The sequence below is a fragment of the Glutamicibacter sp. BS14 genome (assembly GCF_056934375.1).
This window is the reverse complement of sequence record NZ_CM167801.1, coordinates 342,244-357,397: the sequence shown is the minus strand read 5'-3', so window position 1 is coordinate 357,397 and position 15,154 is coordinate 342,244. Positions and strand designations below refer to the sequence as shown.

Annotated in this window: 17 protein-coding genes; 10 read left to right on the top strand and 7 right to left on the bottom strand. The window is 63.3% G+C overall.

The window, feature by feature from the left end:
* The first annotated feature begins 69 nt into the window (after positions 1 to 69).
* From AC1Z36_RS01690 to AC1Z36_RS01675, 4 genes are all read left to right on the top strand, one after another.
* Positions 70 to 1,212, top strand: a complete 1,143-nt coding sequence (locus AC1Z36_RS01690) for an acyl-CoA dehydrogenase family protein (RefSeq protein WP_332488827.1) — start codon at positions 70 to 72, stop codon at positions 1,210 to 1,212.
* 116 nt (positions 1,213 to 1,328) lie between these two features.
* Positions 1,329 to 1,532, top strand: coding sequence for a hypothetical protein (locus AC1Z36_RS01685; RefSeq protein WP_332488825.1), 204 nt, complete (start codon positions 1,329 to 1,331; stop codon positions 1,530 to 1,532).
* Complete coding sequence (locus tag AC1Z36_RS01680; RefSeq protein WP_332488823.1) at positions 1,529 to 1,969, top strand: hypothetical protein; 441 nt, start codon at positions 1,529 to 1,531, stop codon at positions 1,967 to 1,969. Before AC1Z36_RS01685 ends, AC1Z36_RS01680 begins: the two co-directional genes overlap by 4 nt.
* Positions 1,966 to 2,265, top strand: coding sequence for a winged helix-turn-helix domain-containing protein (locus AC1Z36_RS01675; RefSeq protein ID WP_105657891.1), 300 nt, complete (start codon positions 1,966 to 1,968; stop codon positions 2,263 to 2,265). The genes AC1Z36_RS01680 and AC1Z36_RS01675 overlap by 4 nt, the downstream gene beginning before the upstream one ends.
* Before the next feature lie 3 nt (positions 2,266 to 2,268).
* Here AC1Z36_RS01675 and nadE read toward each other — a convergent pair whose 3' ends face one another.
* A complete protein-coding gene (gene nadE, locus AC1Z36_RS01670; RefSeq protein ID WP_133834975.1) occupies positions 2,269 to 3,093 on the bottom strand; it encodes an ammonia-dependent NAD(+) synthetase in 825 nt (274 codons plus the stop codon).
* 92 nt (positions 3,094 to 3,185) lie between these two features.
* Positions 3,186 to 3,623, bottom strand: a complete 438-nt coding sequence (locus tag AC1Z36_RS01665; protein WP_105657893.1) for a MarR family winged helix-turn-helix transcriptional regulator — start codon at positions 3,621 to 3,623, stop codon at positions 3,186 to 3,188.
* Between the two features lie 39 nt (positions 3,624 to 3,662).
* Between AC1Z36_RS01665 and pyrE the strand changes: the two genes are divergently transcribed.
* Positions 3,663 to 4,220: an orotate phosphoribosyltransferase gene (gene pyrE / locus AC1Z36_RS01660; RefSeq protein WP_181148872.1), complete on the top strand. Its 558-nt coding sequence runs from the start codon at positions 3,663 to 3,665 to the stop codon at positions 4,218 to 4,220.
* A gap of 81 nt (positions 4,221 to 4,301) precedes the next feature.
* Here pyrE and AC1Z36_RS01655 read toward each other — a convergent pair whose 3' ends face one another.
* On the bottom strand, positions 4,302 to 5,372 hold the full coding sequence (locus tag AC1Z36_RS01655; RefSeq protein ID WP_105657895.1) for a LacI family DNA-binding transcriptional regulator: 1,071 nt from the start codon (positions 5,370 to 5,372) through the stop codon (positions 4,302 to 4,304).
* A 216-nt stretch (positions 5,373 to 5,588) separates the two neighbouring features.
* Between AC1Z36_RS01655 and AC1Z36_RS01650 the strand changes: the two genes are divergently transcribed.
* The 4 genes from AC1Z36_RS01650 to AC1Z36_RS01635 are packed head-to-tail and all read left to right on the top strand — an operon-like array spanning position 5,589 to position 11,193.
* A complete protein-coding gene (locus AC1Z36_RS01650; protein WP_483561597.1) occupies positions 5,589 to 6,887 on the top strand; it encodes an ABC transporter substrate-binding protein in 1,299 nt (432 codons plus the stop codon).
* Between the two features lie 8 nt (positions 6,888 to 6,895).
* Positions 6,896 to 7,933, top strand: coding sequence for a carbohydrate ABC transporter permease (locus AC1Z36_RS01645; protein WP_105658004.1), 1,038 nt, complete (start codon positions 6,896 to 6,898; stop codon positions 7,931 to 7,933).
* Positions 7,930 to 8,817 carry a carbohydrate ABC transporter permease gene (locus AC1Z36_RS01640; protein WP_105657897.1) on the top strand — a complete coding sequence of 296 codons (888 nt, stop codon included), beginning with the start codon at positions 7,930 to 7,932 and terminating at the stop codon, positions 8,815 to 8,817. The genes AC1Z36_RS01645 and AC1Z36_RS01640 overlap by 4 nt, the downstream gene beginning before the upstream one ends.
* Positions 8,818 to 8,862: 45 nt before the next feature.
* Positions 8,863 to 11,193 (top strand): glycoside hydrolase family 3 N-terminal domain-containing protein, encoded by a 2,331-nt coding sequence (locus tag AC1Z36_RS01635; RefSeq protein WP_483561596.1) that lies wholly within the window; start codon positions 8,863 to 8,865, stop codon positions 11,191 to 11,193.
* Positions 11,194 to 11,196: 3 nt separating this feature from the next.
* On the opposite strand, the gene AC1Z36_RS01630 is transcribed toward AC1Z36_RS01635, so the two are convergent.
* The 4 genes from AC1Z36_RS01630 to AC1Z36_RS01615 form a co-directional block, all read right to left on the bottom strand.
* Entirely contained in the window at positions 11,197 to 11,922 is a 726-nt protein-coding gene (locus AC1Z36_RS01630; RefSeq protein WP_483561595.1) for an ABC transporter permease, read from the bottom strand.
* Positions 11,919 to 12,644 carry an ABC transporter ATP-binding protein gene (locus AC1Z36_RS01625; protein ID WP_133834970.1) on the bottom strand — a complete coding sequence of 242 codons (726 nt, stop codon included), beginning with the start codon at positions 12,642 to 12,644 and terminating at the stop codon, positions 11,919 to 11,921. The genes AC1Z36_RS01630 and AC1Z36_RS01625 overlap by 4 nt, the downstream gene beginning before the upstream one ends.
* Positions 12,645 to 12,679: 35 nt before the next feature.
* On the bottom strand, positions 12,680 to 13,318 hold the full coding sequence (locus AC1Z36_RS01620; protein ID WP_483561594.1) for a TetR/AcrR family transcriptional regulator: 639 nt from the start codon (positions 13,316 to 13,318) through the stop codon (positions 12,680 to 12,682).
* A gap of 79 nt (positions 13,319 to 13,397) precedes the next feature.
* Positions 13,398 to 14,240 carry an HAD-IIA family hydrolase gene (locus AC1Z36_RS01615; protein WP_105657902.1) on the bottom strand — a complete coding sequence of 281 codons (843 nt, stop codon included), beginning with the start codon at positions 14,238 to 14,240 and terminating at the stop codon, positions 13,398 to 13,400.
* Between the two features lie 139 nt (positions 14,241 to 14,379).
* Here AC1Z36_RS01615 and AC1Z36_RS01610 point away from each other — a divergent pair, with 139 nt between their 5' ends.
* Positions 14,380 to 15,036 carry a TrmH family RNA methyltransferase gene (locus AC1Z36_RS01610; RefSeq protein ID WP_105657903.1) on the top strand — a complete coding sequence of 219 codons (657 nt, stop codon included), beginning with the start codon at positions 14,380 to 14,382 and terminating at the stop codon, positions 15,034 to 15,036.
* The last annotated feature ends 118 nt before the right edge of the window (positions 15,037 to 15,154 follow it).

Here is a 15,154-nt window from a genome sequence, read left to right as displayed (position 1 = left end):
CATACCCCCAAAAGAAGACTTAGTCCAACAATATACTTGGACATCCTATGGTTTGGAAGGAATCCCCGGATGGACCTCTTGAATGTGGCCGGAGAACTAAGTGGAACCGAACGGCAGCGACTGCTTGGAATCAGGCAGGTAGCGCAGCATCAGGTGCGCAAGCAGTCCGTTGGCTATTGGAACCGCGAAGAATTTCCGACCGAGCTGATTGGAAAACTGGCCGAACTCGGACTGGGCGGATTGCAGCTGGGGGACAGCTCGCATTTGCTGCGGGGGCTGATCCATGCAGAACTCGCCCGCGCCGATATTTCAATCTCATCCGTGGTCGGCATCCACAACGAACTGGTGATCGGGATGATCCGCGAATTGGGCTCGGAAGAGCAGCGCGAGCAGTGGCTGGGCAAGCTCGCCGGCTTTGAAGCCTACGGCGCATTTGCGCTGACCGAACCGGAACATGGATCGGATATCGCCGGCGGCATACGGAGCACCGCGCAGCGCGACGGGGACCAGTACGTTCTGAACGGGGCCAAGCGGTGGATCGGCATGGGCACCTTCAGCGATTTCGCGCTGGTCTGGGCCAAGGACGAAGAAACTTCGCAGGTCGGGGCCTACCTCGTTGAAGCGGACCGCCCTGGCTATAGCGCTTCCAAGATCGAACACAAGATCGGGCTGCGCAGCATGCAGAATGCGGATATTCGGCTGGAGAATGTGCGGATTCCCGTCTCGAATAAGCTTCCAGGGGTGACCAGCTTCGCTGCGGCAAACCAGCTATTAATGCAATCTCGCGCGTGGGTGGGGTGGCAAGCTGTCGGCGCGATGATGGCAACGCTCGACATCTGCAGCGCCTACGTCGCGCAGCGCCAGCAGTTCGGGCAGCCGCTGGCCGCTTTCCAGTTGATTCAGCAGCCCCTGGCCGAAATTGCAGGCAACCTGAGCGCCTGCCTTTCCATGATGGGCGATATTGCCCGCAAGCAAGAGCGCGCGGAATTGCACATGGTGGATGCGGCAATGGCGAAGTCCACTGCCACCCGCCTGGCGCGGGAGTCGGCCGCCTTGGGCCGAGCGATGCTTGGCGGCAACGGCATTGTGAGCGATTTCGAAATGGCCAAGGTCTTCTGCGATGTCGAGATTCTCCATACCTATGAAGGCACCTATGAAATCAATTCGCTGATTGTGGGACGTGCCCTGACCGGAGTCAGTGCCTTCGTGTAGCCGGGGCATCCGTCCGTTGGAATCTTTCCAGCTAATTCATAACAAGTACTTTCCAAAGCGGAAAGTACTTGTTATGGTTGGGGAACCCGGAAGGTCAAAGCCAAAGGAGCAGGACAATGAAGATGCCATTCAGCACCTGGTACACCATCATCACCGTTGCGGCAGGTCTGGCCTTCGCGGCAATGGCCATGACCGCCTATGCCACGGGCAACAACTCCCTGATCTTCATCGGCATGGGCTTCTTCATGGCAATTTGCATGACCATGACTTCCATTTATGCGCAGCGCCAGCAGAAGGCCCGCAAGGCGGCCAGCAAATGAGTTCCGGCAAGAAAATGAGTCCTGAAGAGCAACTGGCCGCTCTGGGGTTGGCGCAGCAGGGAATGCAGCGTGCCGCCGGGTACGGAGCCAAATTGCTGGGCACCTATTGCATCATCTTGGGTGTGCTCATGGGCGGCCTGGCCGCACTGCTGCAGGTCTTTCGTCCCGATGCGAATTTCATCGGCTTCATCGTCATCATGGCGTTGTTCTGCGTATCCGTTGCAGCAATGTCCTTGGCTTACGGGAAGCTCTACCGCTCGCTGCCGCGCGGGCATTCCAAGATGTACCTTCGGGGGTTCATTGCGAGCATGGTGCTTTACGCGGTGGCAGTGGCCTTGCTCGGGGCGGGACCCATGGGCTGGGGCGCCATCGCGTTGATCTGGATTATCGTTGCCGCGCCGTTGTTCCTGACCGGAATTGCGATGGTGCGCAAGTGAATGCCCATGCTCGCGAACGGCTCAACGACGACTTCTCCAACCCGGTACGGCTTTCACTGATGGGCTCCTTGCAAGCCGTGGACGAAGCCGATTTCAAATCCTTGAAAGAAGCCATCGGCATTTCGGATTCGGTGCTTTCCCGGCATCTGAGCGCACTGGAAGCCGGCGGTTACGTGCAGATCAAGAAAGGGTATGTGGGCAAAAGGCCTCGTACCTGGGCGAAGCTGACTTCAGCTGGGCAGGAGGCCTTTGCGCAACATGTCCAGGCGCTGAAGGAAATCACCGGCTTGGGGTAATCCTCAAGCGCGCCACCATTTGTCCCAGTAGGTGGCCGGTACGGTGCGCTTGTGCCGGGATCCCACGAAGCGCCTTTCGATGACCTCGGCCGCCGCAGGGTCAATCTCGCGGCCTTCGAGGTAGTCATCAATCTGCGGATAGGTCAGGCCAAGTTCCTCTTCATCTGCGCGCAGCGGCTGGCCGTCCAGCAGGTCCGCGGTAGGCTCCTTGGCCCACAGCAGCTCAGGAGCCTGCAGCTCGCGCAGCAGTGCCTGGTTCTGGCGTTTATTCAGCCCGGCCAGGGGCAGGAGGTCCGCTCCGCCATCGCCGAACTTGGTGAAGAAGCCGGTGATCGATTCGGCCGCGTGATCGGTGCCCAGGACCAGCATCCCGCGGTCCCCGGCCATGGCGTACTGCATGATCATCCGGGTGCGGGCCTTGAGGTTTCCGCGGTTGAAATCGCTCAGCGCCAGGTGGCCCGCATCGGCCAGGGCTTCATCGAAAGCGGCGACAGGCTTTTGGATGTTCACCTCGAACTGCTCGTCGGCAGCCACGAAATCCATGGCCGCTTCCGCATCGGCCGCATCCTTCTGCACGCCATGCGGCAGGCGCACCGACACGAAGTGCGCCTCGCCGCCGGATTCGCGCACCTCTTCGACGGCCAACTGGGCTAAGCGCCCAGCCAGCGTTGAATCGATGCCGCCGGAGATGCCCAGCACGAAACCCCGGGCGCCGGTAGCGGCCAGATAGTCCTTGAGGAAGTCGATACGACGGCGAATTTCGTCGGCCGCGTCGATTTCCGGGCGCACGCCCAGCTCTTCAATGATCTTTGCTTGCAGTTCACGCATGCTTCTAATCCTAGGCATGAGCCCTCGCCGTGCGGTACCGCTGCACAGGCTGGGAACGAAAGTTAATCTGTTCTCAACAAATCCCGGAGGGGCTATTCGGAATCCTGGTCCGGGTTCCAGCCGAGATTGCGCGCAATCTTTTCCAAGGCTTCGACCACCGCGTCATATTCGGAACCGTCCAGATCCTGGCCGAACTGGGTGCGGATCTTTTCCACGAGCTCACTGAGCTTGAGCAACGAGGTGTGGCCCCGATCGGTGATGGAATACTCGCCGTTGATTGCCGTAACCCAGCCGGATTCGATCAACTCGGCAAGGTGCTCTCTCAATGATTGCGGTTCATCCGGCGAGGCGAAGAACGGGGAAAGCCCGGCGTCCAGTTGCGCCTCGGTGGCAGGTTGCTGCTCCAGCAGGTTGAGCACCTGCCATTGCCTGCGTGTCACACCGTGCTCTTCCAAAGTCGCTGCAAACTGCTCGTCAATCAGCGAATCCACCAATTTCAGCCAGTAACCCAAGGGGCGTTTTGCGTTCATGGAATCAGCCTAGCCATGATGCCGACTAGAATCGAGGGTATGAGCGAAACCAGCGCCCGTGAGCGACTAAAAGAACTGATCCAAGAACTAGCCATTGTGCGCGGCAAGGTCACCTTGTCCTCGGGCAAGGAAGCTGATTACTACATCGATCTGCGCCGTGTAACCCTGCACCAGGAAGCATCGGGCTTGGTTGGCGAAGTCATGCTTGGCTTGCTGGACGAGGCCAAGCTGGAATTCAGCAATGTGGGCGGCTTGACCATGGGCGCTGACCCGGTAGGCACCGCCATCATGCACACCGCCCGGGCCAAGGACCGCGCCATCGACGCTTTCGTGGTCCGCAAGGCGCAGAAGTCCTACGGCATGGGCCGCCAGGTCGAGGGCCCGAGCGTCGAAGGCCGCGATGTCATCGTGCTCGAGGATACTTCCACCACCGGCGGTTCGGCGCTGACCGCTGTCGAGGGCGTGCGCAAGGCCGGCGGCAACGTGATTGCCGTGGCCGTGATCGTTGACCGCGACACCGGAGCCAAGGAACGCATCGAAGAAGAAGCCGGCGTTCCGTACCTGTTCGCCTACGGCAAGAACGAGCTGGGCCTGTAGCCGGCAAGCGATTCCCTGCACAGCACCTCGTTGCCCACCGGAGAATTCCCGGTGCGCGGCGGGGTGCTCTGCTTTTCCCGGCTAGCTGCTGCGCGCGGGGCCCGTGGTCTCGCGCGGGACGAGCACGGCAGGCAGATGGCCGGGGGAGCGGACGTCCTCGCCCGCAAGCAGGCCCAGCAGCATGCTCACCGCCTGGGCGCCCATCTCATGCAGCGGCTGGCGCACGGTGCTCAGCGGGGGAGAGGACTGTGCCGCGGCCGGGATGTCATCGAAGCCGATGATCGAAAGATCGCCGGGAACCTGCAGCCCGCGCTCGCCGGCCACCTGCAAGGCGGCCAGGGCCGAGAGGTCATTGGCCGCGAAGATCGCCGTGGGCGGCTGGGGCAGGTCCAGCAGGTCATGGGCGGCCTGCACCGCGGCATCATGCTGGTAATCGCCATCGTGCGACAGCTGCCCATCGAATTCCACGCCGGCCTCTTCCAGCGCTTGGCGGTAGCCCTGCTCGCGCAGGTGCGCGGAAGCCAGGTCCCCGCGCCCGCGGATGTGCCCGATGCGGCGATGGCCCAGATCCAGCAGGTGCCGGGTGGCCGTATAGGCCCCGGAACGGTTGTCCACGTCGATGGCGATCGGCATTTCCGGACCGGCATGCGGGTCAATGGCGACGACCGGCACCGAGCTGTGCGGGACTTCCACGGTGGGGGTGACGATGATGGCGCCGTCGATCAGCGTTCCGCCCAAGCGGGACAGGGAGCGGCGTTCCCAGCCGGCATGCCCTTCGGGGGAAAGGTTGCCCGCGTAGGCCATCAAATCGTATTGGGTTCCGCGCAGGGTCGCGGAGATGCCGTTGAGCAGGCCCAGCGAGAAGGGCTCGAACTCCGCCACCAGGATGCCGATGATGTTGGTGCGGGTGCTGCGCAGCGAGGAGGCGACCAGCGAGGTCTCGTAGCCCAGTTCGCTGATGACCTGGTGGACCTTGGCGATGGTGGCCGGGGCGACCCCGTAGCGGCCGTTGACGACCTTCGAGACGGTGGAGACGGAGACCTGCGCGGCGCGCGCGACGTCGTTGATGGTCACGCGTGCGCTGGAAGGCTCGCCGGGGATCTGCGGCTGCTGGGCATTGGCGATCCCGGGGATTCCGGTCTGAGGGGTCATCACGTCACTAACAGTAGCGCAAAATACTCCGGAATTCCGTGACTTCACGGGGGCGTGACGACCGATTGCGGATCTTTCGACAACGTTTTCGCAATGGATTTCGAAAACGTTATCGAAAACGATTGACATGACCTGCGTCACGGTGCAATTCTTGGTGGAGCCAATCGCCTGCCGTCCGATGCCGGCAGGTCTTCATCACAGCTGAGGAGCACGAGCATGTTATCCAAGATCCGAGGTGCGCAGATTCTGGCGCTGGCCGCCACGACTGCCCTGCTGGCCACCGGCTGCGCCGCCGATTCAGGCCAGGAAGGGACGTCGGCAGACGGAACCACCACCATCACCTGGTGGCACAACTCCAATAACGGCGACGGCAAGGCCTACTACGAACAGGTTGCAGCCGACTTCGAAGCCGCCCATGAAGGGGTGGAGGTCGAAGTCAGCGCAATGCAGCACGAGGACATGCTCACCAAGCTCGATGCGGCCTTCCAGAGCGGCGACGCCCCGGATGTCTACATGGAACGTGGTGGCGGGGAGCTCGCAGCCCACGTGGCCGCCGGGCTGACCAAGGACCTGACCGAGGCGGCCTCCGAGGAAATCGCCTTCCTCGGCGAGAACGCCGGCGGCTGGCAGCTCGATGGCAAGACCTACGCCTTGCCGTTCTCGCTGGGCGGCGCGGGGTTCTGGTACAACAAGGCGCTGTTCAAGGAAGCGGGCATCGACTCGGCCCCGCAGACCTTCGATGAACTGATTGCGGCCACCGGGAAGCTGAAGCAGGCAGGCATCGACCCGATTTCCATCGGCGCCGGCGACAAATGGCCGGCAGCCCACTACTGGTACTACGCGGCAGTGCGCGAATGCTCCCAGCAGACCCTGGCCGATTCGGTCGCCAATCTCGATTTCAGCGACCAGTGCTTCACCAAGGCCGGGGAAGACGTGGACCAGCTGATCAAATCCGAGCCATTCAACCCGGGCTTCCTCTCTACCCCGGCGCAGTCCGGCCCCACCTCCGCTTCGGGCCTGCTGGCCACCGGAAAGGTAGCCATGGAATTGGCTGGCCACTGGGAGCCGGGGGTCATGCAGGGCCTGACCGAAGACGGCACTGGCATGGGGGAAGACACCGGATGGTTCCCCTTCCCTGCCATTGAGGGCGGCCAGGGCGACCCGGCCGCGCAGCTTGGCGGAGGCGACGCCTGGGCAGTTTCCGAAGGCGCCCCCGACGCGGCGGTGGACTTCGTGAAGCACATGCTCTCCGACGAGGTCCAGCGCGGTTTCGCCGAGCTGGACATGGGCCTGCCGACCAACCCGGCGGCCAAGGACGCGATCTCGGATCCGGCATTGGCTTCGCTGATGGACGTGCGCGACAAGGCGCCATATTTCCAGCTGTACTTCGACACCTCGTTCGGCGCCTCCATTGGCGGGGCCATGAACGACGAGATCGCCCTGCTCTTCGCCGGCAAATCCGACGCGCAGAAGATCGTCGACGCCAGCCAAGATGCCGCTGACCTGGAGAAGTGATCCACGCCGTGGCCCCAGAAGTAACCTACGCAGCCAGTCCGCCAGCCAGCGGTGGCCCAGGGCTTTCCGAAAGGCGGCGTTCCACGCCAAGCGGACTGCCGCCTGCCGGTGCCAAGCGCACGCGCAAGCCCGCGCAGCGGCGCAAGAACCTGGAGATCCTGTTCTTCGTCAGCCCGGCATTGCTGCTGATCGCGGTCTTCATGCTGGTCCCCATCATCCAGGCCGTGCGCTTCTCGATGTACAACTGGAAGGGCTTCGGCCCGCTAGTGGACTTCGTGGGCTTCAAGAATTACGTCCGGGTGCTGGGCAACGAGGTGTTCACCGATGCCCTGGTCCATAACCTGGTCATCATCGGCGGCTCCATCGCCCTGCAGCTGCCGATCGGCCTGGGCATCGCCCTGCTGCTGAACCGGAAGATGAAGATCCAGTCCCTGCTGCGCACCATCATCTTCGTGCCCTACGTGCTGTCCGAAGTCATCGCCGGGGTGGTCTGGTTCCAGCTGCTGCAGCCGCAGTACGGGGTGATCGACACCATCTTGTCCAAGCTGGGAATCCAGGGGCCGGCCCAGGGCTGGCTGGGCACTCCGGAACTCGCTTTGTGGACCGTGCTGGCCGTGCTGACCTGGAAGTACCTTGGCCTGGCGGTGATCCTGTTCCTTGCCGGGCTGCAGGGGGTGCCGTCCGAGCTCTACGAAGCGGCGGAAATCGACGGCGCCTCCTGGTGGCAGATCCAGCGCAAGATCACCATCCCGCTGCTGGGCCCCACCCTGCGCACCTGGGGCTTCTTGTCCATGATCGGCTCGCTGCAGCTCTTCGACATGGTCTGGATCCTCACCGGCGGCGGACCGGCCAACGCCACCACCACGATGGCCAGCTTCCTGGTTTCGGAAGGAACCAAGCGCCAGAACTTCGGGATCGCCGCGGCCGCCTCGGTCATCTTGTTCATCGTCGCCCTGGTTCTGGCCATCTCCTACCAGCAGTTCATCCTCAAGCGGGATTCGCAGCCCGATGATGAGCGCACGAAGCGGAAGAAGGCCAAAGCATGAGCGCCACCCTGGCTACCAGGCCCCAGCACACCCCCGCCCAGGCAAAACGCGCCAAGAAGCGCAACGGCCGGCAAGGCGGAAACGTCCTGGTCTACGCCATCGCCTTGGCGGTTGTCGCGATCACCCTGGGCCCGGTCCTCTACGGGGTGCTCGGCGGGTTCCGCACCAACGCGCAGCTGGCCGAGAACCCGGCAGGCCTTCCCGAGCCGTGGGTGCTGGAGAACTACGCCGGCGTGCTGAAGAACCCGGATTTCTGGCAGTACGCGCTGAACTCCACGATGATCGCGGTGATCACCACCATCGTCGTGGTGGTCTTCGGCATCATGGCTGCCTACCCGCTGGCCCGCTACACGTTCCGCCTGCGCGAGCCGATCTTCATGGTCTTCGTGCTCGGCTTGCTGTTCCCGGCCACCGTGGCGATTGTTCCGCTGTTCATCCTGATTACCCGGGACCTGGACATGGGCAACACCTGGTGGGGCGTCGCCCTGCCGCAGGCGGCCTTCGCGCTGCCCATGACCGTGGTCATCCTGCGCCCCTTCCTGATGGCGCTGCCCCAGGAGCTGGAAGAAGCCGCCCAGCTCGATGGCGCCAGCCGCATCGGCTTCTTCTGGAGGATCCTGCTGCCATTGTCCGGGCCGGGCATGGTCACCGTCGGCGTACTGGCCTTCGTCGGCTCGTGGAACGCCTACCTGCTGCCGTTGCTGCTGCTGCAAGGGGATATGCGCACCTTGCCGCTGGGCGTCGCCGACTACTCCAGCGAGCACTCGGCCGACACCGCCGGCGTCTTCGCGTTCACCGCGCTGGCGATGATCCCGGCACTGATCTTCTTCCTGGCCATGCAGAAGCGCATCGTCAATGGACTGCAGGGCGCAGTCAAGGGCTGATCCGCCCCCGCAAGCAATCGAAATCTTTGAAGACAAGGAACTGCCATGAAAACCGTCGAGCAAATCTGGCACGACATCTCACTTCCTGCCGAACAGCGCGTCGCCGCGCTCATGGATGAAATGACCCTGGAAGAGAAAGCCGGGCAGCTGGGCTCGTTCTGGATCCGCCCGGAGGAAGAAAACCAGGACGGGGAAGGCAACGTCGCGCCGATGGCCGACACCTTCACCGCAGGCCCCAGCTTCGAAACCGCCATCAAGGACGGCTTGGGGCATATCACCCGCGCCTTCGGCACCATCCCGCTGGCCCCCGCCGAAGGCCGCGAACGCCTGGTCGAGCTGCAAGAACAGGTCATTGCCGCGAACCGCTTGGGCATCCCGGCCATCGCCCACGAGGAATGCCTGACTGGCTTCACCACCCTTGGCGCGACCTGCTACCCGGCGTCCATTGCCTGGGGCGCCACCTTCAACCCGGACCTCATTGGCGGCATGGCCCGGCGCATCGGCGCCGACATGCTGAAGATGGGAGTGCACCAGGGCCTGTCCCCGGTCTTGGACGTCACCCGCGACTACCGCTGGGGCCGGGTGGAAGAGACCATGGGCGAAGACCCCCACCTGGTTGGGGAGCTGGGCGTAGCCTACGTGCGCGGCCTGCAGGACTCGGGGGTGCACGCCACCTTGAAGCACTTCGCCGGCTACGCGGCCTCGCAAGCCGGGCGCAACCACGCGCCGGTCTCCATGGGCCCCCGGGCGCTGGAAGACACGGTGTTCCCGCCGTTCGAACGCGCGGTTCGCGAGGGTGGAGTGAAGTCCGTGATGAACTCCTATGCGGACGTGGATGGCGAAGCGCCCGCTGGCAGCCACCGGCTGCTCACCGAAGTGCTGCGGGGCCGCTGGGGCTTCGCGGGAACCGTCGTGGCGGACTACTGGTCCGTCAGCTTCCTGCACAGCATGCACGAAGTCGCAGAAGACGAGGACGCCGCGGGCCGGCTGTCCCTGGAAGCCGGCATGGACGTTGAGCTCCCGGAGACCACCGCCTTCGCCAACCTGGCCCAGGCGGTCCGCGCCGGAGCGCTGGAGCAGGAAGTCCTGGACACCGCGGTGCGCCGCGTGCTGGCCCAGAAGCTGCAGATGGGCCTGCTGGATCCGGGCTGGAACCCGCGCCAGGCCTGGCTGGGCGATGACGTGGAACTGGATTCGGCCGATAACCGTGCCCATGCCCGGAAAATGGCCGAGGAATCGATCATCCTGCTGCGCAACGAGCAGATCCTGCCCTTGGCCAGCCCGGCACGCTTGGCGGTCATCGGGCCCAGCGCCTCCCAGCCGCGCACCCACCTGGGCTGCTACTCCTTCACCAATCATGTCTACTCGCGCTTCGCCGAGCAGCAGGACTACGGCGTGCCGATGGCCTCGATCCTCGAAGCCTTGCAGCAGGCTCCCGCGCTCACCGGATCGCAGATCGAGTATGCCCGTGGCGTGGACTTCACCGATCTGGATGATTCGGGCATCGCCCAGGCGGTCCAGGCCGCCCGCAACGCCGAAGTCGCGGTGGTTGCCGTTGGCGACCTCGCCGGGCTCTTCGGCCGTGGCACCTCGGGGGAGGGCTGCGACGTCGTCGACCTGCGCCTGCCCGGGCGGCAGGGGGATCTGGTGGAAGCCGTGCTGGCCACGGGCACCCCGACGGTTCTGGTGCTGGTCACCGGGCGTCCGTATTCGCTGGGGCAATTCGCTGATCGCACCGCGGCGATCATCCAGTGCTTCATGCCCGGGGTGGAAGGCGGGCCGGCACTGGCTGGCGTGCTGACCGGCGAGGTCAACCCCTCGGGCAAGCTGCCGGTGCAGATCCCCGACCATATCGGCGGGCAGCCGGGCACCTACCTGGCTTCCAAGCTGGCCTGGCATTCAGAAGGCGTAACCAACCTCGATCCGCGTCCGCTCTACCCCTTCGGCTACGGCAGCTCCTACACCAGCTTCGAGATCTCCGGTCTGGAACTGCCGGAAACTGAAATCGCTGCCGACGGCACCATTCGGGTCAGTGCCACCGTGGCCAATACCGGAGCGCGCTCCGGCGCCGAAGTGGTGCAGCTGTACCTGGCTGACGCGGTGTCGCAGGTGGTGCGCCCGCGCCGCTGGCTGGCCGGCTTCGCCAAGGTGCAGCTTGAGGCAGGGGAGTCGAAGCGCGTGGCTTTCACCGTGCATGCGGACCGGACCTCGTTCACCGGGCTGTCCGGGAAGCGCATTGTGGAACCGGGCAAGTTCACCGCGCTGGTGGGAACCAGCAGCGAGGACCTGCCACTGCAGGCCGAGTTCCGGATCACCGGGAAGGTGCGCGAAGTGGCCGAGGGCCGCGTGCTGGACACCCCGGTGGACATCGCGTAGCCGCTAGGCGGTGCGCCGCCGCAGGGTCAGGGAACCGACGATCAGCGCGGCGGCGATCCAGGCGGCGATGACCAGCATGCTGCTTGCCGTCGCCGAATCCACTGTTCCCGCCGCGGCATCCGAGAGGGCGTCGATGGCGTGGGACAGCGGAAGCCAGTCGCCGATGGCCTCCAGCGCGCCGGGCAGCTGCTCGCGGGGCAGGATGATTCCGGCCAGCAGGAACTGCGGGATGACCAGCGCCGGCATGAACTGAACCACCTGGAATTCGGTGCGTGCGAAGGCGCTGGCCATCAGGCCGAGGCTGATGCCCAGCAACGCGTCGAGGGCGGCCACCGCAAACAGCAGCCAGAAACTGCCTTCGATCTCCAAGCCGCAAACCCAGATGGCGAAACTGACCGCGATCATGGTCTGGAGGATCGCAACCAGGGTGAACGCCAACGCGTAGCCGAAGATGAATTCGCCCTTGGCCAGCGGCATGCTCAGCAGGCGCTCAAGGGTTCCGCTGCGCCGCTCGCGCAGTGTTGCGATGCTGGTTACCAGGAACATGACCACGAAGGGGAACAACGCGATCATTGCCGGGCCAATGCGGCTGAAGGCCGGGGTGTCGGTGAAGATCCATGCGATCAGGCCGATCAGCAGGCTGGGCACGATGAGCATCAAGGCAATGGTCCGCGGGTCATGGCGCACCTGGGCCAGAACCCTCCCGGCGGTGGCGAACGTCCGTTTCATGGCTGGTTCCCTTTTGCCGCGATCAGGGCAACGAAGGCATTTTCGGGATTGTCTGCACCAGTTGACTCCATCAATGCAGCCGGGCTCATCTGGCCGAGCAGCTTCCCCTCGCGCAGCAGCAGGATTTCATCGCAACGCATGGCTTCGTCCATGACATGGCTGGAGACGACAAGGCACAGGCCGGTGGCCGCCAACTGCGAGAACATCGCCCACAGATCCGCACGCAGCACCGGGTCCAAACCCACCGTGGGTTCATCCAGGATGACAATTTCCGGCGAGCCGAGCAGCGCGATGGCCAAGGACACCCGATTGCGCTGTCCGCCGGACAGGCCCATGGCCAGCCGGCCAGCCTGGTCCGCCAGGTCCGTGGCTTCGAGGACTCGATCCACTTCTGCTGGGGGCTGGCCGAGGATCTTGGCGAAGTAGGCGATGTTCTGCCGGACGCTCAAATCGTCATAGACGCTGGCTGCCTGGGTCATGTAGCCGACCCGGTTGCGCAGGGACTTGTGCCCGGCGGGCTTTCCGAGAACGGACACTGTTCCGCTGCTGATGACCTGGTTGCCCACGATGCTTCGCAGCAAGGTGCTCTTGCCGCTGCCGCTGGGGCCGAGCAAGCCGATGATCCGTCCCGGCGCGAGCTGGAATTCCACGTGGTCCAGGACCAATGCCCTTCCGCGTCTTACGTCGAGCCGCTGCACATCGACACAAGCCGTTTTATTCATCACATAATGAATTAGGGACCTCTGCCAGCAGCATGTCAATGGTTCAACGCAGGCAATTGGCCGGTGAGGTAGCGCTGGATGGTGGGGGCCACCAGCTCGATAACCTGCTCATCATCCATGGAGGCCAAAGGCTCCAAGTCAATGATGTAGCGCGCGACAATCAGGCCGACAATCTGGCTGGCCACCAGGGCTACCCTCGGCTCGGCGCTTTCTTCCGGCAAACGCGCACCCAAGCGCGAGAAGATCTGCTCTTGCAGGAATGGACGGAGGATTTTCGCCGCGCTGCTGCTGGAGACCAAGCCCCGGATCATTGCCGTTGCAGCCGTGCGGAAAGCCGGCTTGCTCCAGGTAGCGAGCAATGCGCGAGTCAGCGCCTCGCCCATCTCCTCCAACGGCGCTGTTGCCGCCTCGGCGATGATTTCCCCTGGGTTGACGGGGATGCGCATGGTCTGGACAAACAAGTTGCTCTTGTCCTTGAAATAGTGGTGCACCAGTGCTGGATCCACCCCGGCTCGGCGCGCTACCGACCGGAGGCTGGCTGCCTCGTATCCGGCACGGGAGAACTCCTTGGACGCGGCTTTGAGGATCGCCGCTCTAGTTGTCCCCGTGGTGCTGCCTTTGGGCCGTCCACGCTTCCGCGCGCTCGGGACCTCGTTCAGTACTTGCTCGGTCACGGTTTCAGCATACTTCCGGAATCTTGCGTCAACGCAGCAAGGCCGGGCAAAAGCCCGGCCTTGCTGAATCCGCTAGCTGCTACTTCTTGGCTGCAGGCGCTTCCGCTGCAGCGGCACCCTTGGCGAGTTCCGCGTGCAGATTCGCCACGGATGGGAACTGCAGGTCCGGGCGGAACGGGAAAGTGTCCATGTCCTCGCGGGCGGTGATGCCGGTGTAGACCAATGCGGTCAGCAGTCCGGCTTCCATGCCCGCAACGATATCGGTGTCCATGCGGTCGCCGATCATTGCGGTGGTTTCCGAGTGCGCATCGATTCGGTTCAGGGCAGAACGGAACATCATTGGGTTCGGCTTGCCCACCACGTATGGCTCGCGGTTAGTTGCACGCGAGATCAAGGCCGCGATCGCACCGGTGGCTGGCATAATGCCTTCGGTGGACGGCCCGGTAGCGTCCGGGTTGGTGGCGATGAACTTCGCCCCGCCTTCGATCAGGCGGATGGCCTTGGTGATGGCTTCGAAAGAGTAGGTGCGGGTTTCGCCCAGCACGACGTAGTCAGGGTTCTGGTCGGTCATGATGAACCCCGCATCATGCAGGGCAGTGGTCAAACCGGCTTCGCCAATGACGAAAGTGCGGCCGCCGGGGCGCTGGCGAGCCAGGAACTCTGCAGTGGCCATCGCGGAGGTCCAGATGTTTTCCTCCGGGACGTCCAGGCCCGAGGCCAATAGGCGGGCACGCAGATCGCGCGGGGTGTAGATGGAGTTATTGGTCAGGACCAGGAAGCGCAGGTTGTTGTCGCGCCAGTAGCTCAGCATCTCGGCGGCGCCCTTGATGGCCTGGTTCTCGTGAACCAATACGCCGTCCATGTCCGTGAGCCAGCATTTGATGTCGTGGACAGTTCGCGTACCGCGGATTGAAGTTGTCACGAGGCGTGGATCCTCCCTAGGGAAATATGTGGTGGGAGCTATCGGCACTGAAAGTATCCCGTTCTATTAAGAGATTACACAGGCGCACGCAAATGCACCGTGAACAAGGGCACGAACATAACGAACTAGGCTTAATACTGTGAACGAAGAAACGCATGAACCAGTTAATGACCCGAGCGCGCAGCATGTGATCGGAGTGGGCCCCTGGGAGGGGGAACTGCCAACCGACGGAAAATACGATCCCCAGCTGCTTGCCGAGGGCGACCGGCGCAACGTCGCGGACAAGTACCGCTACTGGACGATGGACGCCATCATTGCTGATCTTGACGAACGCCGCCACGATTTCCATATCGCGATTGAAAACTGGCAGCACGATATGAACATCGGCACCGTGGTACGCAGCGCAAACGCCTTCCTAGCCAAAGAAGTCCATATCATCGGCCGTCGCCGCTGGAATCGACGAGGCGCCATGGTTACTGATCGTTACCAGCACGTACGCCACCATGCAACGGTGGAGGAGTTCGTTGCCTGGGCTGAAGGCGAGGGGTTGACGATTCTGGGAATCGATATCTTCCCGGACTCCGTTCCACTGGAAACCTACGACCTGCCGAAGGACTGCGTGCTGGTCTTCGGGCAGGAAGGTCCGGGCCTCAGCCCGGAAGTCCACGCTGCGGCCAAGGACACCTTGTCCATCGAGCAGTTCGGCTCGACTCGTTCAATCAATGCGGCATCCGCAGCCGGGATTGCCATGCATGCGTGGGTACGCAGGCACGTGTTTGGGCAAAAAGTAGGTTAACAAGAAATTTAATACTGACGAGTTTAGTCGAGCATCTGGATTAGTTATCATTTTCCGCCTACTCTGGGTTTTAGTTATGAAAACGTGATCTGGGAGAGGGCGGTCGTGAAACGACGTC